The organism is Cupriavidus necator A5-1 (genome assembly GCF_000744095.1).
Taxonomy (GTDB): domain Bacteria; phylum Pseudomonadota; class Gammaproteobacteria; order Burkholderiales; family Burkholderiaceae; genus Cupriavidus; species Cupriavidus necator_A.
In genome coordinates, this window is sequence record NZ_JQLI01000008.1 from 1,092,106 (window position 1) to 1,112,223 (window position 20,118).

At 65.0% G+C, this 20,118-nt stretch carries 17 protein-coding genes and 1 pseudogene; 2 read left to right on the plus strand and 16 right to left on the minus strand.

Annotated features, from left to right (window positions below):
• Positions 1-41: 41 nt before the first annotated feature.
• From K307_RS29215 to K307_RS29270, 12 genes are all read right to left on the minus strand, one after another.
• Positions 42-1,235 (minus strand): AAA family ATPase, encoded by a 1,194-nt coding sequence (locus tag K307_RS29215; protein ID WP_042884385.1) that lies wholly within the window; start codon positions 1,233-1,235, stop codon positions 42-44.
• Positions 1,236-1,311: 76 nt separating this feature from the next.
• Positions 1,312-1,770 carry a TadE/TadG family type IV pilus assembly protein gene (locus K307_RS29220; RefSeq protein WP_042884387.1) on the minus strand — a complete coding sequence of 153 codons (459 nt, stop codon included), beginning with the start codon at positions 1,768-1,770 and terminating at the stop codon, positions 1,312-1,314.
• Positions 1,767-2,276 (minus strand): TadE/TadG family type IV pilus assembly protein, encoded by a 510-nt coding sequence (locus tag K307_RS29225; RefSeq protein WP_042884390.1) that lies wholly within the window; start codon positions 2,274-2,276, stop codon positions 1,767-1,769. Before K307_RS29225 ends, K307_RS29220 begins: the two co-directional genes overlap by 4 nt.
• A 9-nt stretch (positions 2,277-2,285) precedes the next feature.
• Positions 2,286-3,584: a pilus assembly protein TadG-related protein gene (locus K307_RS29230; protein WP_042884392.1), complete on the minus strand. Its 1,299-nt coding sequence runs from the start codon at positions 3,582-3,584 to the stop codon at positions 2,286-2,288.
• Between the two features lie 22 nt (positions 3,585-3,606).
• The gene (locus K307_RS29235) at positions 3,607-3,942 is read right to left on the minus strand and encodes a hypothetical protein (RefSeq protein ID WP_042884394.1); all 336 of its coding nucleotides are present in this window, start codon (positions 3,940-3,942) and stop codon (positions 3,607-3,609) included.
• Between the two features lie 24 nt (positions 3,943-3,966).
• The gene (locus tag K307_RS29240) at positions 3,967-5,847 is read right to left on the minus strand and encodes a type II and III secretion system protein family protein (protein ID WP_042884396.1); all 1,881 of its coding nucleotides are present in this window, start codon (positions 5,845-5,847) and stop codon (positions 3,967-3,969) included.
• Between the two features lie 74 nt (positions 5,848-5,921).
• Positions 5,922-6,764, minus strand: coding sequence for a Flp pilus assembly protein CpaB (cpaB, locus tag K307_RS29245; protein ID WP_042884398.1), 843 nt, complete (start codon positions 6,762-6,764; stop codon positions 5,922-5,924).
• 41 nt (positions 6,765-6,805) lie between these two features.
• Entirely contained in the window at positions 6,806-8,224 is a 1,419-nt protein-coding gene (locus K307_RS29250) for an ATP-binding protein (RefSeq protein WP_042884400.1), read from the minus strand.
• Positions 8,225-8,302: 78 nt separating this feature from the next.
• Positions 8,303-8,836 carry an A24 family peptidase gene (locus tag K307_RS29255; protein WP_042884402.1) on the minus strand — a complete coding sequence of 178 codons (534 nt, stop codon included), beginning with the start codon at positions 8,834-8,836 and terminating at the stop codon, positions 8,303-8,305.
• 36 nt (positions 8,837-8,872) lie between these two features.
• Positions 8,873-9,055 carry a Flp family type IVb pilin gene (locus K307_RS29260; protein WP_042884403.1) on the minus strand — a complete coding sequence of 61 codons (183 nt, stop codon included), beginning with the start codon at positions 9,053-9,055 and terminating at the stop codon, positions 8,873-8,875.
• A gap of 88 nt (positions 9,056-9,143) precedes the next feature.
• Positions 9,144-9,323, minus strand: a complete 180-nt coding sequence (locus tag K307_RS29265) for a Flp family type IVb pilin (protein ID WP_042884406.1) — start codon at positions 9,321-9,323, stop codon at positions 9,144-9,146.
• Between the two features lie 1,577 nt (positions 9,324-10,900).
• Positions 10,901-12,370 carry a hypothetical protein gene (locus tag K307_RS29270; protein WP_042884408.1) on the minus strand — a complete coding sequence of 490 codons (1,470 nt, stop codon included), beginning with the start codon at positions 12,368-12,370 and terminating at the stop codon, positions 10,901-10,903.
• 652 nt (positions 12,371-13,022) lie between these two features.
• Here K307_RS29270 and K307_RS29275 point away from each other — a divergent pair.
• The gene (locus K307_RS29275) at positions 13,023-14,261 is read left to right on the plus strand and encodes a glycosyltransferase family 87 protein (protein ID WP_051975220.1); all 1,239 of its coding nucleotides are present in this window, start codon (positions 13,023-13,025) and stop codon (positions 14,259-14,261) included.
• Positions 14,262-14,399: 138 nt separating this feature from the next.
• On the plus strand, positions 14,400-15,419 hold the full coding sequence (locus tag K307_RS29280; protein WP_042887527.1) for a glycosyltransferase family 2 protein: 1,020 nt from the start codon (positions 14,400-14,402) through the stop codon (positions 15,417-15,419).
• Between the two features lie 31 nt (positions 15,420-15,450).
• Here K307_RS29280 and K307_RS29285 read toward each other — a convergent pair whose 3' ends face one another.
• The 4 genes and pseudogenes from K307_RS29285 to K307_RS29300 all read right to left on the minus strand — a co-directional run bounded on the left by K307_RS29285 (position 15,451) and on the right by K307_RS29300 (position 20,107).
• Positions 15,451-15,840 (minus strand): GtrA family protein, encoded by a 390-nt coding sequence (locus tag K307_RS29285; RefSeq protein ID WP_042884409.1) that lies wholly within the window; start codon positions 15,838-15,840, stop codon positions 15,451-15,453.
• Positions 15,837-16,571 (minus strand): class I SAM-dependent methyltransferase, encoded by a 735-nt coding sequence (locus K307_RS29290; RefSeq protein WP_042884411.1) that lies wholly within the window; start codon positions 16,569-16,571, stop codon positions 15,837-15,839. The genes K307_RS29285 and K307_RS29290 overlap by 4 nt, the downstream gene beginning before the upstream one ends.
• 27 nt (positions 16,572-16,598) lie before the next feature.
• Complete coding sequence (locus K307_RS29295) at positions 16,599-17,975, minus strand: sigma-54 dependent transcriptional regulator (RefSeq protein WP_042884413.1); 1,377 nt, start codon at positions 17,973-17,975, stop codon at positions 16,599-16,601.
• 1,301 nt (positions 17,976-19,276) lie between these two features.
• A pseudogene (locus tag K307_RS29300) lies at positions 19,277-20,107 on the minus strand (LysR family transcriptional regulator).
• Positions 20,108-20,118 lie beyond the last annotated feature (11 nt).

Consider the following 20,118-nt stretch of genomic DNA (forward strand, 5'->3'; position numbering starts at 1 on the left):
TTCCCCTCGTTCTATTGTGTTTGAATGGATTCGGCCGGCGCTCAGGTGCTCTTGGCGCGCAGCATCAGCCGGCGCAGCGGCGATACCGGCTCGGGCCTCAGGCGCCGCTCGGCCTCGGGCGTGGTGGCGAACTGTGTGGCCATGGTCTGCAGCGCGCGGGCAATGGCGCTGCGCCGGCTCAGCTTGGCCACGGGCTCGCCGTGGCTGACGGCCTCGTCCACGACGGCCGGGTCGTCGGGTAGGGCAAAGGCGACCTTCAGGCCGAAGATCTCCTCCATCGTCGCGCGCGGGACTTCGTTCTTGCGGCCCGTGCGGTTGAGCACCAGGCGCAGCTTGTCCGTCGGATAGTGCAGCGCGCGCAAGATCTCTACCAGGCGGCGCCCGGCGCGGCCGTATGCAATCAGGCACTCGGCCACCACGCAGATGCGGTCGCTGTGGTCGAGCATGCCGATCGAGACCGGGTCGATGCTCTGGCCGATATCGAAGATCACGAAGTCGTAGCTGGGCTGCATCACCGACAGGATCCACTCCAGCTTGTCTTTCTGAATCTGGGTGGCCTTGACCGGGTCGGTGGCGCCGGCGAGCACGTCGAAGCCGTTGTCCACATGCACCAGGCACGCGCCGAGGAAGGCGGCGTCCAGCCGTTCGATCTGGCCGCAGATCTCGGGCAGCGTGGAGGGCGGGGCCCTGTCGCTGACCAGGTGGGTGAGGTCGCCGAAATGCCGGTTCAGGTCCACCACCAGCACGCGCTTGCCGAGGTGGCGTGCCAGTGCGTCGCCCAGGTTAGCGGCGACGAAGCTGGTGCCCGCGCCGCCCTTGCACGAGATCACCGAGATCACCTGAGCGGCGTGGTGCTCGCGCGGCACATGCGTGGCTTCCACGCGCTTGAGTGCCTCGGCAAGCTGGCCCTTGTCCAGCGGCCACGACAGCACGTCGCGGATGCCGGCGCGCATCGCCTTGATCAGCACCTCGGAGTCGGGCGACTGCGTGACCAGGATGCAGGGCAGGTCAGGGTGCTGCTGGCGCAGTGTCTCGATGGCCAGGATCTGCCCGGAGCCGATGGCGGGCAGCTCCAGGATCAGCAGGTCGGCCATACGCAGGCGGCTGGCATGGAACGGGAAGCGCGCCAGGCTTTCCTGCAGCGACATGGCCTGGAAGTTTCCGACCGCGGCGCAGAGCCGGTTGATCTCGGCGAGGCGTTCGGTGTCTTCGGATGCGATCAGGATCTTCAGCATGATGTCCTCGCAATGCTCTGGTCGATGCTTGGGTGCGGTGTCGGTGGTCGGATGGAACCGGGTCTGTCGGGGTGCATCAGCTGCATACCGAGCCTCCGGTGGACGTGCTCAGGCTTTCGCGTGTCAAGGTCGTGGTGAACGGCGGCATGCCCAGGCTCATCGGCACCAGCGGGATCACCGTGGCCACCGTGACGCCGGTCACGCTGACGGAGACGCTCTGGCAGGTGGAGCGCGCGGTGGCAGGGTCCGAATCGCAGCCGGCGGGCTGGTAGGCCACGCTGATGTTCGAGTTCTGCAGAAGCGGCAGCATGCTGCGCATGCGCGTCTTGACGATGGCGGCACCGGCGTCGCATACCACCGCCATGCGCGCGCCCAGGCGCGTCGCTTCGGCGGCGGTGTTCCAGTAGAACAGCACGCGCGAGAACTCGGCGATGCCGATCAGCAGCGTCAGGAACACGCCCGCGATCAGGCCGAATTCCACGATGGTGGTGCCACGCTGGCGCGCGCGGGCGCGAGAGGGGGCGAGCGGTTTCATAGCACTTGCCTCATGACGGTGGTGATGTCGCCGAAGGTCAGTCCGGCCACATTGATAAAGGACTGCAGCGGCGAATAGGCGAAGCCGGTGATTCGGACGGCGACCAGGTTCACCGTGCCCGCCGGCGTGCCGGTGCCGTCAGGGTTGTCGTAGGTACTGACGTTGCTGAACGACTGGCCAGGACAGCCGCTGGCGTCCACGCGGTCGCAGATCACCACCATGGATGTGCTCAGTCCCTGCGCCAGCGGCTGGCCGGAGCAGGCGCTGTTGCCGTACGCCGCCAGGCACTTGGCCGCGGCGGTCGGATAGGTGACGTCGTCCGGCGAGAACTGCGACAGGTGGCGGGCCGCCGTGCGCGTGGCCTTGGTCAGCGTGTCGTACTGGTAGATCGCGCGCCCGAACTCGGCCACCCCGCAGGCCATCAGCACCATCGGTGCGAGCAGGATGCCGAACTCCACCGCGGCCACGCCGCGCTGGCGTTTGTGTGATGTCGTCAGCCGTTTCATCGCCGTCTCCTATTGCACCAGCACCGGCACCAGAGGGCCGTTGCTCGTGCTCGAGCCCGGCAGCCCTTGCGAGGCGCAGGGACTGCTCGCCACGGTATCGCCCCGATACTCCAGCCGCACCGTGTCGTTGTGCCCGCCCTTCTGCATGGGCTCGACCATCAGCAGGCAGGCCCAGCCGGTGACCGGGATCTTGTGGGTGCCCGGCGTGCCGAGCGTGGTGCAGTCTACGATCGGCGCCAGCACCAGGCGGCGGTCGGCGCCGGACTCGTAGGTCGCCTTGGGGGCGGCGCTGCCCTGCGTGTCCAGCAGCGTGGTGGCGTCGCCCTGGTAGGCGCGGTAGGCCTTGCGCGCGGCCAGGAAGTTGGGCTGCGCATTGCCCAGGCTGTCGGTCGAGCTCCCGTCGTAGGCATTGAACTTGGCGGTCCAGGTGGCGTTCGTGTAGGCGAAGCCGGTGAAGTCGGTCACGCCCTGCGGGTTGCCACCCTTGAGGATGCCGAAGCGGCTGTTCCATTCGTCGGCAAGCGAGGCCTTGTCGCCGGTTGTGCCGACCATCGCACCCGTCGCGGGCAGGTTGCACTGGCCCGCGCCCTTGAGCTGGTTGGCCAGGTCCTTGGCGCTGCTGCCGCCGGTCAGGTCGGCCCAGCCGAAGTTGCCGCCGCCATAGGCCACGCTGTCCTTGTCGGCGGTGCCCGCCTTGGTGATCAGCCACTGGCCGATGGTGTAGCCGCCGGGCACGGGCGGGTTGGCGGTGTCAGGCCGGCACACGAATACCGGGATCGCGCAGGTGGTCTGGGCCGAGGTGGTGGTGGCTACCGCGTACGCCGCCACCGTGCTGGGCCCGATATTGATGCCTGGCATGACGTTGAGTACGTGGGCAAACCAGTTGGCGATGCCGACGCGCGAGACATCGCAGCGCACGAATTTGATGGTGTTCAATGCGTAGGTGGACGAGTCCTTGTCGAGGAAGGGATTGGACAGCGAATCGGTGTAGCGCACGCTCTGGCTCGCCACCAGCTGCACCTGTTCCTTCTGGAACAGCGCCAGGTTGCGCGAGCCGGCCGTGATACCGGCCGCTTCCGACACCGTCAGCGGCGTGGCGCCGGTCAGGTCGCGCGCCGCGGCCAGCGCGCAGGAGTCGGCGCTGTTCTGCAGCTCGCTCTTGGCCACGTACAGCTTGCCCAGATCGAGCGCCAGGCCGACAAAGCCGACCAGCACCACGATCACGAGGCCCATGATGATGGCGACGGCGCCGCGCTGCCGCGCGTGGCGGCGCGCCAGTGTCGTGCCGTGAAGCCTGGGTCTGGTCATGATGGCGCTCCCCTTGTAGTGATTAGCGCGAACCGCCGCCCATGCCGACGCCGCCGTAGCCGCCGGCGCCGAAGTCGATGGTCATGGCGGGTGTGCCGTTTTGCTGACCCTTGGACAGCGAGCGGTCGAAGTTCTTCATCGCCGCCACCGCGGTCTTGCCGTCGGTGCCGGTGACGGTGGGCAGGCCCGCCGGCGCGTCGGGATTGATGATCTGCAGCTGCGTGACCGTGGCCAGCGCCACGCCGCGCTGGCTGTCCCACACCGGCGTCGAGGTCATGCAGGCCGACAGCGTGAGGCAGGCCAGGCTGCCGAGCACCAGGGCGGCGGCGCCGCGTGAAAGCTTGAGGTTCTTGCTCATGATCGTTCTCCTGTGGGCGGCGGATCAGTTGCCGCCCGAGGCGGTACGGCTGTCGGTGCCGGTGGCCCGTGCCTGCGCGAGGCGCGCGGCGGTGGCTTCGATGCGGGCGATGCGCGCGGCGGTGTCTTCAGCCGGCGGCGCGGCCACGATGCTGCGGGCGGGCGGCTGGGCCGGTGCCGGCGCGTTGGCGGCGGGCGGCATCGCTGTCGCAGCTGCAGGTGTGGCTGCTGGTGCGGCGGGCTCATCCAGCGGGCGGCCCTTCGGCACCGGCCCCATCGAGACCGACGTGCCGGTCGCGGTTTCGCTGCGCGGTGCCGACGGCGCCGTGGTGGGCGTTGCGGCAGGCGCGGCGGGCTGCGACGGTGCCGGCGCGGGCAGCGGCATGGGCTTGCCACGGCCTTCCATATTGCCCATGAAGTAGAGCGACAGCGGGTTCGGCGTGGAGAAGCTGTCGGTCGGCAGCGGGTAGTTGTTGGTCTGCATCGGCTTGACCAGGCGCGGCGTAATGACGAACACCAGCTCGGTCAGGTCCTGCTGGTACTGCGTACTGCGGAAAAGCGTGCCCAGCACCGGCACCTCGCCCGCACCGGGCAGCGCCTTGAGCGAGCCGCGCGCGCTGTCCGTCAGCAGGCCGCCGATGGCAAAGCTCTCGCCATCGCGCATTTGCACGGTGGTGGACGCGCGGCGGGTGGTGATCACCGGCAGCACGGTCTGGCCTGCCAGAGTGCCGCCGCGTACGGTGGCACCGGTTGGCGACAGCTCGGATACTTCCGGCGACACCTTCAGGTGAATGCGCCCGTTTGCCAGCACGGTGGGCGTGAACTTCAGTCCCACGCCGAACTCTTCTTCCTGCAGCGTGATGGTTGACGCGCCGCCGAGCGCATTGCTCTGTGCCACCGGGATGTAGATCTTGCCGCCGGCGAGGAAGCTGGCTTCCTGGCCGCTGATGGTGACCAGGTTGGGTTCGGCCAGGATCTTGACCAGGCTGTCGTTCTTCTGCGCATCGAGGGCGATATCGAAGGGCCGGTTGTTGGCCTTGCTGGCGAAGATCGCGGTCGAGGCGCCGGTCAGCAACGACGTCACCAGGCCGCCGCTCCAGGAGCCGAAGCCGCCCTGCAGGTTCACGGTCGAGCCGAGCTGGTTCAGCAGCGTCTTGGAGACCTCCGCCACCTTCACTTCCAGCATCACCTGCTGCGGGCTGTCCACCGACATCATGTTGAGCACGCCGCCCTTCTTGTTGCCGTCGCCCTGCGCGGCGGTGGCGTAGGCCTGGGCGATGTCCATGGCCATCTGCGCAGACTGCGCGTTGGTGACGCTGCCGGTCAGCACCAGGTTGTCGGCGGCGGTCATCACGCGGATGCCGGGCTCGCCCGGCAGCAGTTGCCCGAGCGAGGTCTGCAGCCCGCCGGCATCGGCGTTGACCACGACGTTAATGATGCTGCAGGAGCCACTGCGGCCCTGCACGATCATGTTGGTGGTGCCGACGCTGCGGCCCAGCACGTAAAGCGTCTGCGGCGACACCATGGTTGCCTGCACCACGTTCGGGTTGCCCAGTGTGCGGTTTCGCACGGGTTCCGGCAGCGGGATCAGCTGCGATTTGCCTACCGGCACCACCACGCTGGATTCGTTGCGGATCGCGCCGGTGCAGTTCGGCCCGCGTGCCTCGGCCGTCGGTACGGGTGCCGGGGCGGTGTTCTGCGCGACGGTGGCGGGTGCCCCAGGCGTCATGCTGATGGTCATCTGCATCGGGCCTGCGGGCGCCTTGGCGGCGGCCGGCGTGGTCGTTTTGGTCAGGTTGCCCGCTTCCATGGCCACCTGCGCGGCGACGGCCAGCGGGGTGCAGAGGATCACGGCCAGCACCAGGGTGCGAGTGCTGCCGGCGGCTTCGGTCATTTTCTGTTTCATTTTGAATCTCCCCCCGGAGAGGTGATGCAGATCAGGATTCGTTGTCCGTCACGTGAGGTAGGGTTACAGGCCGGTCAGAAGCACTCGAGACCGCCCTGCATGCCTGCCAGCACGCCGATGCAGTTGCCGCGGGCGGGCTGTGCCGCTACCGTGCGAGTCCTGACCACGGTGCGCGTGGCGGTCTGGGTGACGACCTTGACCGGTGCCGGCTCCGGGGCCTTGCCCAGCAACGTGCCCTTGGTGGCGCCGCCAGTGTTGATGTCGGCCACGTCCATCTGGTTGCGCAGTACCAGGGACAGCGTGCCCACGCTGCGCGCCACGTCCAGCTTCTCGGCCTGCTCGGGCGTGACTTCCAGCGTCACGGCGTTGACCACCTTGGGCTGGGTGTCGTCGCGGCTGACCTGCTGCGCCACCGCCAGTACCAGGATCTTCTCCAGCACGATCTTGGAGATGCTGCCGTTCTGCGTGCTCTTGGCCTCTTCATTGGTATTGACGATCACGTCGACGTAGTTGCCTGGCAGCGCGAAGCCCGCCACGCCCACCACGTCATTGACGCGCACGGTGATGGCCCGCTTGCCGTCGTTGATCACGGCGGAGAGGCCGCCCTTGGTGCCGATCGGCGCCAGCTTGGCGTCGAGGATGGGCTCTCCGCGCTGCAGGCTGGTGCGCACCACGCGGCCGTCGAGCGCCTTGAGGTCTTCGAACGCGCCCGGCGGCACGCTGCCCGAGGGCCAGCTCACCAGCCGCAGCTGGCTGCCGTTGAGTGGCTGCCCCAGGTTGAGGTCGACGGTGGCCACGACCACCTGCTTTACCGAGCTGGACGATTGCTCCACCAGCCAGCGCGATGCGGATACCACCGCCGCCACCCCGGCGACCAGGGCAATCAGCAGCATCAGGATTGCACGTGTGTTTTTCATGATGACTCTCCCCTACAGTTGTCCGTGTTGGCTGGTGCGGCTCAGCTCACCGCGCGTTGGTCGTCGGACCAGCGGTGGCCCCTGCTGGCCGGCGGCATACCTTCGGCCGAGGTCCGCAGACCGTAATAGCTCTGCCAGGCAGCCAGCAGCCCCTCCTCGGTGACGTGCGGGGCGTTGCCGTGGTAGCGCACGCCGGAGGCGACGAGGCGCAGCAGGTCGCGCGGGATGCAGACCAGCAGCGGCGTGTCGCTTGCGTAGTGCAGGCTGTCGACCAGGAAGTCGAACACCGCATCAGTGCTGGTCAGTCCGAAATCGTTGACGGTGCGCTGGTACACCTCGCGGTAGTCGTCCACCGACAGCGCGCCCACATAGAGTTTGCTGCCAAGCCGGCGCAGGAACGCATCGTCTTCCAGCGCCGCGGGCTCCAGATTGGTGGAGAAAACCGGCCAGACGTCGAACGGCACCGAGAAGCGCACACCCGTCTGCAGCGTGAACATGTCGACACCGCGGTCCAGTGGCACGATCCAGCGGTTCAGCAGGTCGGTGACGCCGACGAGCTGCCGGCCCAGGTCGTCAACGATGTAGATGCCGTTGTTGGCCTTCATATGCGGGGGCGCCTGGTAAAAGCCTGCGGCGCGGTCGTAGCGCAGATCCAGCATGGACAGCGTGAGCTCGCCGCCTGACAGCACCACCGGCCGGTGGCACAGGACCCAGCGGCGGTCCAGTGAACGGCGCGCCAGCGAAGCCTCGCTTTCATCGAAGGGCACATGAACCAGCGGATCGAACACCTGGATGATCTCGCCGGCCACGGTGATGGCGTGCGGCACCGGCACGGCGCCCGGCAGCAGCATGCCCAGGCGCTGCGCCAGGTAGGTTTTGCCGCTGCCCGCGGGGCCGTAGATCATCAGTGCGCGGCAGGTATTTAGCGCCATGCCGATTGAATCCAGCAGACGGACCGGAATCACCAGGTCATGGAAGGCCGCGGTGACGTCCGCCTTGGTCACTGACGCGTGACTGACCGAGTGGCGTTTAACGGCATCGAGATAGGCATCCAGCGTGACCGGCGCGGCGCCGGTGTAGCTGCAGCGCGCCGAGGTTTCGGCTGCGCGCGTATAGCCGGCGTCCGTGAGGCGGAAGCGCACGTCCAGGTCGCTGGCACCGCGGTGTGCGATTTCCAGTAGGCGCTCGCGCACGGCGACGGCGGCAACCTCATTGACGACGGTGGCCGGCAGCTTGAGCGTGTCGGTCAGCACCGCGAGCGTAACGGTGCGGTGCAGGTAGGCCGCCTTCATCAGCAGGCCCAGCAACTGGGCAATCTCCAGCCCGGTATCCGCGACGGTACGCGGCAGCACATGGCAGGGTGGCAGCGGCACGGAGCCGTGGTCCGCGCTGGCATTCCTGCCGCCCGTGACCGCCTCCAGCAGCCGCGGTGTATTTCCCGTGTCGTGATGCTCGTTCATTGCCGTTCCCCGTTGCTGGTCTTCGTGTCCTGGTTTTTCAATGCCCCGCCACAGGCAGGTGCTGTTGTGTTGTCTGTGTCATGTGCTGGCAAAGAGCATGGCCAGCGTGCCGGCTGCGATGGATACCCCGTAGGGCATGGTGCCGGCGGAGGCTTCGGTATCGGGTTGCACTGGCCTGGAGCCAGGCAGCACGGCGGCGAACAGCATGTGTCCAACGCGGAACAGGGTCGCTCTGGCTTGCCCGGTTACAAGTATCTGTATCAGCGCCCAGACGCCGCCGATCACGAAGGTTGCCAGGGCGATCTTCAGGACCATGCCGGTGCCAAGCCATGCGCCCACGGCTGTCATGAGCTTGACGTCGCCGGCGGCCATGCCGCGCATCAGGTAGAAGGGCAGGATGACGCCGAATCCTGTGAGCCAGCCCAGGGCCCAGGCCGACGCTCCGCCGGGCACGCCATGCATGGCAACCTGCACCGGCAGGGCAACGATCCATGCGCCGAACGTGAGCCAGTTCGGAATGCGCCGGCGATGCAGGTCGATGGCTGCGGCGGTGAGTACGATCGCGATGACGATCGGACCGATAAAGGGGGAGAGCGTGGCGGTGGCGGACATGGCTGGATCGGCTCGCGTTCGTGGTCCGGCTGCCGGTCAGGGCAGCGATGACACCTTGGCAGCGATCGTGTTGTAAAGAGACCCGACTGCGTTGCCCAGCGCACTGACGCCACTGACGATTGCCATGGCGAGCAGCGCGCCGAGCAATGCGTATTCAATCGACGTTACTCCGCGCTCATCGCGCAGAAACCGCTTCAAATGGGCATTGATCGTTGACATGCTGATCTCCGGATTCTGACGTTCGGAAGGGGGCGGCGGGCGTGGACCTTTCGGTCCACGCCTTGTGCTGCTTCGATTGCCGGTGTGCTTACGGCGTGACCAGCTTGGTTTGGATGTAGTCGAAGACTGCGTTGAGCTTGTTGCCAACGGTCTGCACCGAGACAATGATCACGACAGCAATCAGCGAGGCGATCAGGCCGTACTCGATGGCGGTGACGCCATCTTCATCACGGAGGAATTGCTTGACGGTGTGGGCGATGTGTTCCATGACTATCTCCTTTGATTGAGAGAAGGTGCTGCAGCGCTGCGAAGCGGCTGGCTGGATAGTTGCCGAAGCGCAGCAAGTTGGTAAGACTGCGAGACTGCGGTGTGGACGCTGAGCTGGTCAGCGCTGGAAGAAGCGGTGGCAGGGCGGGGCGCAGATGGCGCAGGCATGGAACGGCCAGCGGCAAGGGCCGCCGTGCGAGTCACAGGAGCTGCGCGCCTGCAGCCGACGCTCGGCTGACACGTGCATGCACCGCGCGGCGTGCTGCACATGGCCTTTGCGGGCCAGGCAGCGGAATGGCGCGGTGCCGCTACCCCTGCTGGCGGCAGCGTGGCCGACATACCGGTGTGGCATCGCAAGTGGGCGGACAGCTCGCATGGCAAATTTCCCCGTATAGTTTTTTGCTTCTGATGCCGGCGAACGTTGCGCTGGCATTGCGGCTTTCCAGACTGCGGTGCCGCATGCCAGGTATAGGCAAAGTGCGGGCCAGCCCCGCGCAGACCGTTGTGTCATAAGGCTTTGCGGGTAGCGATGCAGGATGGCAGGGACCTCGCTGAGCCCGATAACCGCATCCTGGCCGTGCTTCGTTGCTTTGCGGAAACGCAGGCAGTTAACGCCATTTCCGCAGGCGCGACGGAAGGACTAGATCGACGGCTTGGCCATGTCGGCGAGGCGGGGGAGAATGCGCGGAAACCTCATCCGAAAGCATGAAGTGATGCCTGCGCGGATCTCCGCCATCTACTCCAGCCGGTGGCATTCGAGCGGACTTCCGCCCGCCTCCTCGACGTCGGCCAGACTGACGGACGAGGGCGGCAGATGGCGACCCAGCGTTTCCGGAGCGAAACGTCACATCGCCGGGTGGACTCGCGGAATGCAGGGCAACATTCGTAGGCATGCACCGCAATCCCAGTGTGCAGGCGGCTCGCAGGCGTATGAGGTCGCATGATTCAATGTGGAAACGTTGCCTGCCCAAGCGCCGTTATCGATGCAGTCGCGGCCGCGGCCGTTGTTGGCCGTCATGCGTTCTGTTCTGCGTGGCTGGCTGCTGCGGACCTGCAGGCGTCGGGATGCCACCAGAAAGCCGCGATGCTTGCTGCCGACGGTGCTGAGGCGTGTTTGCGCGATACGCTGCGTAGCGTCCGGCTGTTGGCGCGCAGATGCAGGTCATCGATGGGGCGCAGCGATTTGCCGCAGTGGATATCGGGAATTGGCGAGCGTGGGATCCAGCGGAAGTGCAGCGGCGTCGCCCTGCAAGTTGCCGGGTTGACGGGATTGCGCAAGTCCCGTCATGACGGGACGTCTTGCCAGGCGGAGTGGCGGGAGAGACAGGCGTCAGCAGTGAACGTCGGCAACGCCTGAACCCTGATGGCGCTCCAGCGGCGCGTCATCAGATAGCGCAGTGCTGATGGCGTCAGAATCTGGTGCCCGGCGCGACTGCGGGAGCGCACGCTCCCGGCAGCCAACGCAGTGTGGCCAGCGGCTGTGTTCGAGGCAATGACGTGGCCAGCCATTGGATGGCCCACAACACGCCATCCACCGTTTGTCAGCGGGATACGCCGGGAGTCGGGGAAGCGACGACCCTATTGTTCGCGGACGTAGGCTACGGCCACGGCATCCTCATGCACCTTTCGCCAGCCCGGCAGGTCGCGGATCACCTGTAACGCGGGACTTGACGGTTCCAGGACGGCCCAGCGGATCTTGTACTCCTGTATCAATGTCTTCAGGACCCTGGCATTGCCGGAATAGGCATCCATATAGCGGCGGACGAATTTATCGCCGTAAAGGTCTGCGCGGCCGTCGATGACCGGCGCGATGCCGGAGAAGATCAGATAGCCTCCGAAGTTGTAGCTATTGAACACCGGCCCGGAGCCACCCGCTGCCATGGCTGCGCGGACTGCGTCCCTGGGTAGCGACGGGTCCTGGCCACGGTTGATGCCTCTTGCAAGGAAGACGATGCTTGAGAGGAAGAGCACGGTGGAGAGGATAGTGATTACCTGTAGACACCTGAGTGAGAGTCTTGCCTTTACCTCCGGACGAATGGCCGCGCGCAGCTGAGAGCCGACGGAAGGCATCAGCAGGAGCGGGGCAAGCAGCCCGGGAAGCTCGGCATAGCGCACGGATGTCAGGGCAAGATAAACAAGCCAGAAGGACATCGCTATCCTGGTCGGGGGCAAGCGAAACCCGAAGTAGAGGGCGCCGAACAGCACGAAGCCGAGCCACAGCACTATCGGCTGGAGCAACCGGATTTCCGGCGGCTGCCATTCGCTGATGATGCTGAGCGTAAAGGTCATTTCGGAAACATGGAAGGGAAAGAGCAGGCCGTCCACGCCGTTTGGCGTCATCAGGCCGGCCAGCAACGTGAGTGCCAGGAACGGTGCCCATGCCTTCGCGCTCTGGCGTGGATTGCCTTCGGTAAGCACGGCTTCCAGCGCCAGGGCGCCCGCCAGCACGATGCCGAGCAGGAAACTGGCATGCAGGTTCGCCCAGGCCAGCATGGCAACAAGCAGCCACAGGCTTGGCCGTTTGCCTTGCTCACGCGCCATGACCAGGTAGTAGACCCAGATCACCATCAGCGGCCAGGCCAGCGTGTGGGGGCGCGCCAGCAGGTGCTGAGCCAGCGTCAGGAAAGCCAGTACCGCGCCGGTGAACGCATGCAGCGGCTCGATATAGCGCAGCAGGAACCGCAGCAGAACGGTCAGGGCGACGCTGGTTGCCAGCGCGGTGAGCAGCACCGGCCCGGCCCAGCCAAGCCATCCATAGGATGTTGCCAGGATGACCTCGGCCAGCCACTCATGGGGAATCCACTTGGCGCCCCGGAAAGAGAAGGAGAACGGATCTGTTGTTGGCACTGCCTGGTTGGCAATGATCCAGTTCCCGGCGGCAATGTGCCAGAGGGTGTCCGCGTCGGCCAGTAGCCGGACGCCAATGAAGGCAAGGATCGAGAACAAGCTCAGGCCGAAGACGGAAAGCCAGAACCACTGTCTTGTGGCGGCCTTTCGGAGCAGGCTTTCCCCGTTCGTCGTCTCGACCCAGGTCGTGGTGAGTTTCATGGCGTCTCGCGATGGCTGTAGTGCTTACCGGATCTGCCCGCCGAGGCAGGGCGCAGTCGCCCGTTATCGCAAAATGCGAGCCATCGCTGCAAACGCCTTTGTCTTCCGTGGGGTTGCGTTCCATAGGTGCGCGCCATGCCGGCTTGTGGCCAACGTGCCCGTCCTGTCGTTTCCAGGACGAATCGTGCTTATTTCCTCCGATCCTCGTTGCCGCGAGCAGGGCTGCTCGCGCGCAGGGCCATTTCTGCGCCAAAAGTATGAGTCGGGTCGCGTGGCACACGGTGCGTTTGGCGGATGTGGATGCCCAATCGCGCGTCACTGACTCGCAAAGGATGGTGTGTCGGGTAGCAAGCCAGGAGGTGGCCGACGTTTCAGCCGGGAAACGCGCCGCGCTGCGGCTGGGGTGCTGCACCTCGATCAACGCCGGAAGAACTGGAGTGACACGCGGGAATACGGTCAAAGCCGGCTGTGATTCAGTTTGGAAACGCTTGCGCAAACCAGTTTTTGTCGCCGGTTCAGGGCTTTGATTCTGCTTGTATATCGGTGGCCTCCTGACCAGAATGGAGCGAATACATCGAGGCATCGCCGCGGCATTCTTTAAAAAAAATGCATGGGCCGGTGGTACTACAGAACAACATAAGAACGGGGAACGATGAGCCTGGACCATAGCCCGGAAGCTACGCCGGCATCCGTGACGTTGCAACATTGGCTCGGCCTGGAGCGAGTCAAGGTCTACAGCATTGCCATGCTGATCGCCTATGGCGGAATGATCCTCCTATGGGGCTTGAGAACGAAGGGCTTCACCGCGGATTCGGTGGGCCGCCCTGGCGTAGACTTCTCGGCCTTCTGGAGTGCGTCTTACCTGGCTCTGAAAGGGCATGCTGCCGAGGTCTATGACTACGAAAAGTTGCGGCCTGTGATTGCCGCATTCGGTGCGGTGAAAGGGGGAGGGCAGTTCTATCTGCCGTGGGCCTATCCCCCGATGTTCCTGTTGTTTGTCATGCCGTTGGCCTTGTTGCCGTTTGCAGCGAGCTATCTTCTCTTCATTGGCAGCACGGCAGCCATTTACATTGGCGCACTTATCAGGATCCTGGACATTCCCGGCGTGCGGCGCCGCGCGGTGTGGCTACCCGTTTTGGCCTCTCCAGCTCTCCATGAGGCCGCGATAATGGGGCAGAACTCGTTGCTGACAGCTGGACTGGCCGCTTGGGGGCTAATCCACCTAAGAGCGCGACCTGTACTGTCGGGCGTCCTGATCGGATTGCTGTGCATCAAGCCGCAGCTGGCGCTGTTGCTCCCTGTGGCATTGGTGGCGGACGGGGCATGGAAGACATTTTTCATCGCCGCAGCGACGGCCGCCGCGGTGGCAGCGTGCAGTATTGCCGTTTGCGGCTGGGAAACCATACCCGCGTTCCTTGAGGCCGGTGCGGCTTTTCGGGAGACAGTATTAGAGCAAGGTGGAAACGGATGGCGCTTTTGCCCGTCGATCTTTTCGATGTTGCGCATGGCAGAGGCACCAGTGACCGTCGCGTACTTGATTCATGGCGTATGCGCGGCTTTCGCAATCTGGGCTGTGTTCAGAGTCTGGCGAGGTCGAAATTCAACAGCACTGCGTATTGCCGCCATGGCAGCTGCCACCCTCCTGGTAAGCCCATACATTTGGTACTACGAGCTGACCTGGCTTGGGATAGCGATTGCCGGCTTGGCGGTCGATGGTGTGCGGCGCGGCTGGATGACGGGGGAGCGCGAACTGCTGGTGGTGGCTTGGCTACTGCCATTGATACTGAGCATGAATCAGGTAATCAACTTGCCCCAGATCGGGCCCATCGTGACGCTGCTGCTGCTGATGATGATTCTGCGAAGGACGTGGACGGGGAGTAGGTCGGATTGACTTGCTGATGTTGCGGCTCCGGACGGCTGCATCGTTGGCCGTGTTCTCTGTAATCCTATTCACCTTAGAAGAAGCAACGTGCGTGAAAACGCCATTGAGACTGCGTATGCGCTGGCCGCGCCGCCTCGGGAGGGAATCATGTCGGGTCCATACGATGTCAGGCTGCTTTCTCTGGTTGTGCCTTGCTACAACGAGTCCGAGAGCATAGGGAAATTCTTTGATTGCGTGATGCCGATACTGGAGACCATCGACCGGATCCGCTTCGAGATCGTGCTGGTGAATGACGGCAGTACGGACGATACGCTGGACCAGCTGCTCGCGTATTCGCGCAAGGACGAACGCGTGCGCGTGGTGGACCTGACGCGGAATTTTGGCAAGGAGGCGGCCTTGACCGCCGGGCTGGACGAAGCCCTTGGCGATGCCGTCATTCCGATCGACGTTGATTTGCAGGACCCGCCCTCACTGATCCCGGAGCTGGTCGCGCGCTGGCGGGCGGGGGCCGAGGTCGTGCTGGCACAACGGAGCAGACGCGCATGCGATTCCTGGCTCAAGCGCGTGACGGCGGCAAGCTATTACCGTATCCATAACCGGCTCTCCGACCTGAAGCTGCCGGTGAACGTTGGCGATTTCCGCCTGATGGACCGGGTGGTGATCAATGCGCTCAAGCAATTGCCGGAGAGACACCGCTTCATGAAAGGCTTGTTTGCCTGGGTGGGCTACAAGACCGCCATCGTCCGCTACGAGCGTGAGCCGCGCACTGCGGGCCGCTCAAAGTTCTCGGGCTGGCGCTTGTGGAACCTTGCGCTCGAGGGAATCACTAGCTTCAGCACGCTACCGTTGCGCAGCTGGACATATATCGGGCTGCTGATCGCGTTCGGGGCATTTTGTTATGGCGCTTTCATTGTGGGGCGGACGTTGATATTCGGGGTGGATGTCCCTGGTTATGCGTCGCTGCTCTCGATCGTGCTGTTCCTGGGCGGTATCCAGCTGATCGGACTTGGGGTGGTCGGCGAATATATCGGCCGCATCTATGATGAAGCTAAGGGCCGGCCGATCTACCTAGTGCGACGCCGTTACCAGGAGTCCGGCCAGGACCGGCAACTTGCCACGGGAAGGCGGGTCATCCGGCTTGAGCGCGGGGCAGGCAACGGACGTTGATGTCAGGCACGGCCCGGGGCAAGGGCCTGTCCTATTCCCGATACGTCCAGCTCCGGTGCGCAAGGTAGGTGAAGGCCGGCACTGTCAGCACGATGCAGGCCAGTCCTGTCCAGTACGTGGCGCCGAGAAACTGCGCCGTCCATGAAATGGCTGTGGTCAGGCTTAATCCAAGCAGCGATACGCCGGCAAAGCGGCCCAGGGTCCGGTTGCGCAGCCGTGACGAGAAGCTCCAGAGGGTGTTGAGCAGGTAGGAGCAAGCAGTCGCGCACAGGAAGGCCACACAGTTTGCAGCGACCGGTGAAACCCCCATTGCACTGACCAGTGTCGCGGTGACGGCGACATGGACGCCTGTTGAGCTTGCACCCGACACCAGGAACCGCGCGAGCCTGTGCAGTTCAGGCGCGCTGTCACCGGCTTTCACGATGCGCGCACGATCGCCATCAGGGAGATGCCGAACGGCAGCGATCCGCGCGCAAGCCAGTGGCGTTCAGCGCTGAACAGGGCGTGCAGTGCACTGTTTATCGGTTGGGATGGAATGCCAGCACCGGTTGCCTTCTCGCTGGCGCGCACCTGGTCGCTGACTCGTGCGGCGATCGCAAGCGGAGACAGCAGTGTGTTGAAGTAGGAGATCCGGTCCAGGCGCAAGCCACACCGGGTGACCAGCGCTTGCAGCGATCGCCTGCTATAGCGGCGCTGGTGATGCAGGAAGACGTCATGACGGCTCCATAGCCACTGGTAGGCAGGCACGGTAATAAGCACTGCGCCGCCCGGCTTCAGTAGCTTTCCTGCACAGGCGAGTGACCCGGCATCGTCACCAATGTGTTCCAGGCAGTCGAGCAGGCAAACCAGGTCAAAACTCCGATCCGGGAACGGCATTTCGTCAGGGCACCTGCCGCTGCGTATGTCGTAGACTCCATGGGTCTTATCGCGTGCCAGTTGCAGGGCAGTGTCGTCCATCTCCACAGCGCTCACGTTGCCGAATTGCGAGAGCATGGCCAGGTTGCCACCGGTGCCCGCTCCAATTTCCAGGATGGAGGCGTCGCGCGGCAGCGCCAGGCCGGTCAGGACGGTGGCGAGGATGTCGCGCCGTCCTCGGAACCACCAGTGGCCGGCTTCTGTTTCGGCCATTTCAAGATAGGCATCAGGGGACATCGGTTGATTCCTCCGCAATCGGGAAGGTTATCCCTGCACACAAAGCAGACCGAGGTCGCCCTTTTTCACCTGCAGCTTGTAATCCCGCATCAACCTGAACAGCGTCACCCGTGAAATCCCGAGTTCGGCCGCCACGTCTATGAGCCGTTCGTGGTTGCGCTGCAGCGCCTCCACGATGGCATGCTGCTCCGCCGCTTGCCGGATCGCCGCAAGCGTCAGCGGCCGTTCCTCCGCAGGCACCCCCAGTTCCAGGTCCGCCGGCTGGATTACGCCTTCCTCGCACATCGCAGCGGCATGGCGGATGCGGTTGATCAGCTCGCGTACGTTGCCCGGCCAGTTGTGCTGCTGGATCGCGCGCAGCGCGGTGGGCGAGAAGCCGCGGATGCGGGCCGGCGACTGCTTGCGCACGCCCTCCAGCACATGCTCGGCGATCAGCATGATGTCGCTGCCGCGTTCGCGCAGCGGGGGCTGGCGTACGCGCAGCACGCACAGGCGGTGGTAGAGGTCGCCGCGGAAGCGTTCGGCGGCGATCGCCGCTTCCAGGTCGACGTGGGTGGCCGAGATGATACGCACGTTCACCTCTACCGATTCGGTGCCGCCCAGCCGTTCGATGCGTCCGGTTTCCAGGAAGCGCAGCAGGCTGGTCTGGCTCTCCAGCGGCATGTCGCCGATTTCATCGAGGAACAGCGTGCCGCCCTGGGCCATCTCGATGCGCCCGGGCTTGCGCTTGGTGGCGCCGGTGAAGGCGCCGCGCTCGTAGCCGAACAGCTCGGACATCAGCAGCGTGGGCGGGATGGCGGCGCAGTTGACCGCAACGAAGGGCTTCTGCGCGCGCTCGGAGGCGCGGTGGATCGCCTGCGCGGCCAGTTCCTTGCCGGTGCCGGACTCGCCGGAGATCAGCACCGGGGTGTCCCAGCGCGAGACCTTCTCGATGCCGCGGAACAGCGTCTGCATGGCAGAGCAGTTGCCGATCATGCCGTCGGCGCGCGCGGTGCCCGCCACCGCACGCTGCACGCCGGGGCGCATCTGCGCCATGCCCTGCGCATGGCCGAGCGAGTGCGCCAGGTCGGCTGGCTCGAACGGCGCGGTGTAGTAGTCGACGAAGTACAGTCCGAGCAGGCGGCGCGCCGCCTCGGTCAGCGCATCGCGGCTGGCGACGATGCCGATCCAGCCGATCTGGGGTTGCGAGAGCCAGGGTTCGAATGACTCCAGCTCGGCATCGCTGAAGCCACAATGCAGGTCGAGCAGGGCGGCGATGGGCTGGGCGCCGTGTGGCAGCGCATTAAGGTCGTGCAGGTTCGACGCGAAGCTGATCTTCCAGCCCCGCTGTGCGAGCAGCCTGCATAGCATGGCGTCATGGTGCTGCGACACGTACAGCAGCGGACGATTGGCATATGCGCTCATACGATTTCCCCGGATTTTTTTTACGAAGCCGGCGCCGGCGGATGCCGTCACTGGCTTCGGTACTGCTAAGGCTTGCGCCGGCCGCATCGTTTCGTTGCCACGGCCTGGCACCCTCCCGAAAAATTGTTCTCTTGCCTCCTGGGCGCCGCGCTGCACGGGCTGACGGGCCCGTTCCCTCTGCCGTCGCGGCCTTGCCCCTGGCGGTGGCGTCGGTCGCGACGGCGGCTGCTTCGCTGCGCCTGCATGGCAGGCTTTCGCTACACCCCGTTTTTGTCAGGCGCTCCGGCGATGCCGGGCGGCTGTCTTGTTTTCTGCGTGCCGCCCGGCTTGCTGTGGCGACGCGCAGTTTCCAGGCTTCACGGGCCGCTCGCGCAGGCTTGCGGCCCGTGTCCCTGAAAGACCTCCTTCTGATCTTGCCGGCGGCCACTGGGTGTCCACCGATGCGGGCCAGTCCCTGCCGCGTGACCCCTCGCTTACAGCGCCAGCCCGAATCCCGCCCTGGGAGTTTGCGGGGATCGTACTGAAACTGATCTTCGGCGAACCCGTGCCACTGTGTTGCCGCTTCGGTTCCAGTCGTCCCCCTGTTCCGGGCTTCTGTTCGCGCGGACATAAGTGCGACGAACGTGCCAGAGCAGGCTAAATCGTTGATAGCAAAGGGAAAGACAAATTTCCGGCCAGTTGTGGCAAGGCCTCGGCGAGTTATTACGTTCCGTTTTTGATACGTCGACTGGCCTTTTTGTGTTGCAATGCAGCATCTGTCCGAATTGTTATATGGCGTGCTCCGCACACTCATCGCGACACAGGTGCCGCCTACGCTACCTAGCCCCGCTGAAGGCCATCCTAAAGAGGGGAGGCCGGATTTCAAACGCTAGGGCGCCAGGGCTCTGATGCTGCACGCGGGTGACCCCGCCCAGGAGTTTCATTTCCGTTACAACGGCGTGAAGCGTGTACCCCAGCGACAGCGGGAAAGACCTCAGCCTTTTGGCGCCGCGCGCCCCGCGCAGGCGCGGTCGGGCTGAGACAAACGCCGCGTTGACAGGCCTTTGCAGGAATCGAGGCACGACGGCCCCAGCCGTTTCTCATCTGTTTGGATGGGCTGGGCAGATTTTTCATGGCGGTTGGCATGGCGTAAGAATTGGTTGCATTCCTGAAACTCGGGGCCAATAGGCGCCCCTGATGTGCACGCCGCTGACACACCGCCGCTCAGCTCGCGTAAAACGCCAACCCGTTGATTTTGCTTGCGTGGACGAAAATGATTCGTATTGCCAACATCGACGGGCGAAACAATGTCAGGAATGAAACTACCCGCCATTGTCAGCGCCGGCAGGGCTCGCTTGCGGCGCTTCCTGCCGCACCTGTTCCTGCAACCACGCGTGGAATTGCTGGATCGCTTTCTCGCGCGGATTGCCCTCGCGCCAGGTGACCCAGTACTGCAGGCTCGACGGGATGCGGGTGGCGCTCGGGCTCGTCGCCGGGCAGGCCGGCGGCTTCGAGCCAGTCGCGCCAGGGCCGCAGCGCAAAGCGCAGCATCGGCAGGCGCGGCACGTCGGCCAGCGTGAAGCCGGGGTAGCGCGCCAGTAGCGCCGGGCTGGCCACCGCGATCACATGGTCCTCGATCAGGTTGTGGCACTCGAAACCGGGCAGGTCGATGCGCTGGTGCCAGATGCCCACGTCGACGCTGTAAGGGTCCGGCGGCGTGATCTCGGCATGCAGGCGCAAGTGCAAGTCCAGCGACGGCACCTGCGCGTGCAGGCTGGGCAGCCGGCGAATCAGCCAGGCATTGGCGAGGTCGGCCATCACGCTGACCTGCAGCCGCACCACCGGCGGGGCGCGCTGTTGTCGGCCTCGCGCAGCGCGCGCTCGAGGCTGTCGAGCGCGCCGCGCACCTGCTCGGCCAGCCGCGCGCCGGCGCTGGTCGGCGTCATCTGGCTGCCGGTGCGCTGGAACAGCTTGGTGCCCAGGTTGGTCTCCAGCCCGCGGATATGATGGCTGATGGCGCTATGGGTGAGTGCCAGTTCGTCCGCCGCGCGCGAGAAGCTGCGGTGGCGGGTTGCGGCCTCGAGCGCGCGTAGCGCTTGCAGGGGCGGCAGGTGGACGGGGCGATCGGCTCGACTGCCGGGAGAATTGGCCATGGCCGTCAAAT

Excerpts from the sequence above, each read along its gene's own strand:
- K307_RS29230 (WP_042884392.1), bottom strand. The coding sequence starts at position 3,584 with ATGACCAGACCCAGGCTTCACGGCACGACACTGGCGCGCCGCCACGCG.
- K307_RS29280 (WP_042887527.1), top strand. The coding sequence starts at position 14,400 with ATGTCGGGTCCATACGATGTCAGGCTGCTTTCTCTGGTTGTGCCTTGC.
- K307_RS29250 (WP_042884400.1), bottom strand. The coding sequence starts at position 8,224 with ATGAACGAGCATCACGACACGGGAAATACACCGCGGCTGCTGGAGGCG.
- K307_RS29255 (WP_042884402.1), bottom strand. The coding sequence starts at position 8,836 with ATGTCCGCCACCGCCACGCTCTCCCCCTTTATCGGTCCGATCGTCATC.
- K307_RS29220 (WP_042884387.1), bottom strand. The coding sequence starts at position 1,770 with ATGAAACCGCTCGCCCCCTCTCGCGCCCGCGCGCGCCAGCGTGGCACC.
- K307_RS29215 (WP_042884385.1), bottom strand. The coding sequence starts at position 1,235 with ATGCTGAAGATCCTGATCGCATCCGAAGACACCGAACGCCTCGCCGAG.
- K307_RS29225 (WP_042884390.1), bottom strand. The coding sequence starts at position 2,276 with ATGAAACGGCTGACGACATCACACAAACGCCAGCGCGGCGTGGCCGCG.
- K307_RS29295 (WP_042884413.1), bottom strand. The coding sequence starts at position 17,975 with ATGAGCGCATATGCCAATCGTCCGCTGCTGTACGTGTCGCAGCACCAT.
- K307_RS29265 (WP_042884406.1), bottom strand. The coding sequence starts at position 9,323 with ATGGAACACATCGCCCACACCGTCAAGCAATTCCTCCGTGATGAAGAT.
- K307_RS29275 (WP_051975220.1), top strand. The coding sequence starts at position 13,023 with ATGAGCCTGGACCATAGCCCGGAAGCTACGCCGGCATCCGTGACGTTG.
- K307_RS29260 (WP_042884403.1), bottom strand. The coding sequence starts at position 9,055 with ATGTCAACGATCAATGCCCATTTGAAGCGGTTTCTGCGCGATGAGCGC.
- K307_RS29270 (WP_042884408.1), bottom strand. The coding sequence starts at position 12,370 with ATGAAACTCACCACGACCTGGGTCGAGACGACGAACGGGGAAAGCCTG.
- K307_RS29240 (WP_042884396.1), bottom strand. The coding sequence starts at position 5,847 with ATGAAACAGAAAATGACCGAAGCCGCCGGCAGCACTCGCACCCTGGTG.
- K307_RS29290 (WP_042884411.1), bottom strand. The coding sequence starts at position 16,571 with ATGTCCCCTGATGCCTATCTTGAAATGGCCGAAACAGAAGCCGGCCAC.
- cpaB (WP_042884398.1), bottom strand. The coding sequence starts at position 6,764 with ATGAAAAACACACGTGCAATCCTGATGCTGCTGATTGCCCTGGTCGCC.
- K307_RS29235 (WP_042884394.1), bottom strand. The coding sequence starts at position 3,942 with ATGAGCAAGAACCTCAAGCTTTCACGCGGCGCCGCCGCCCTGGTGCTC.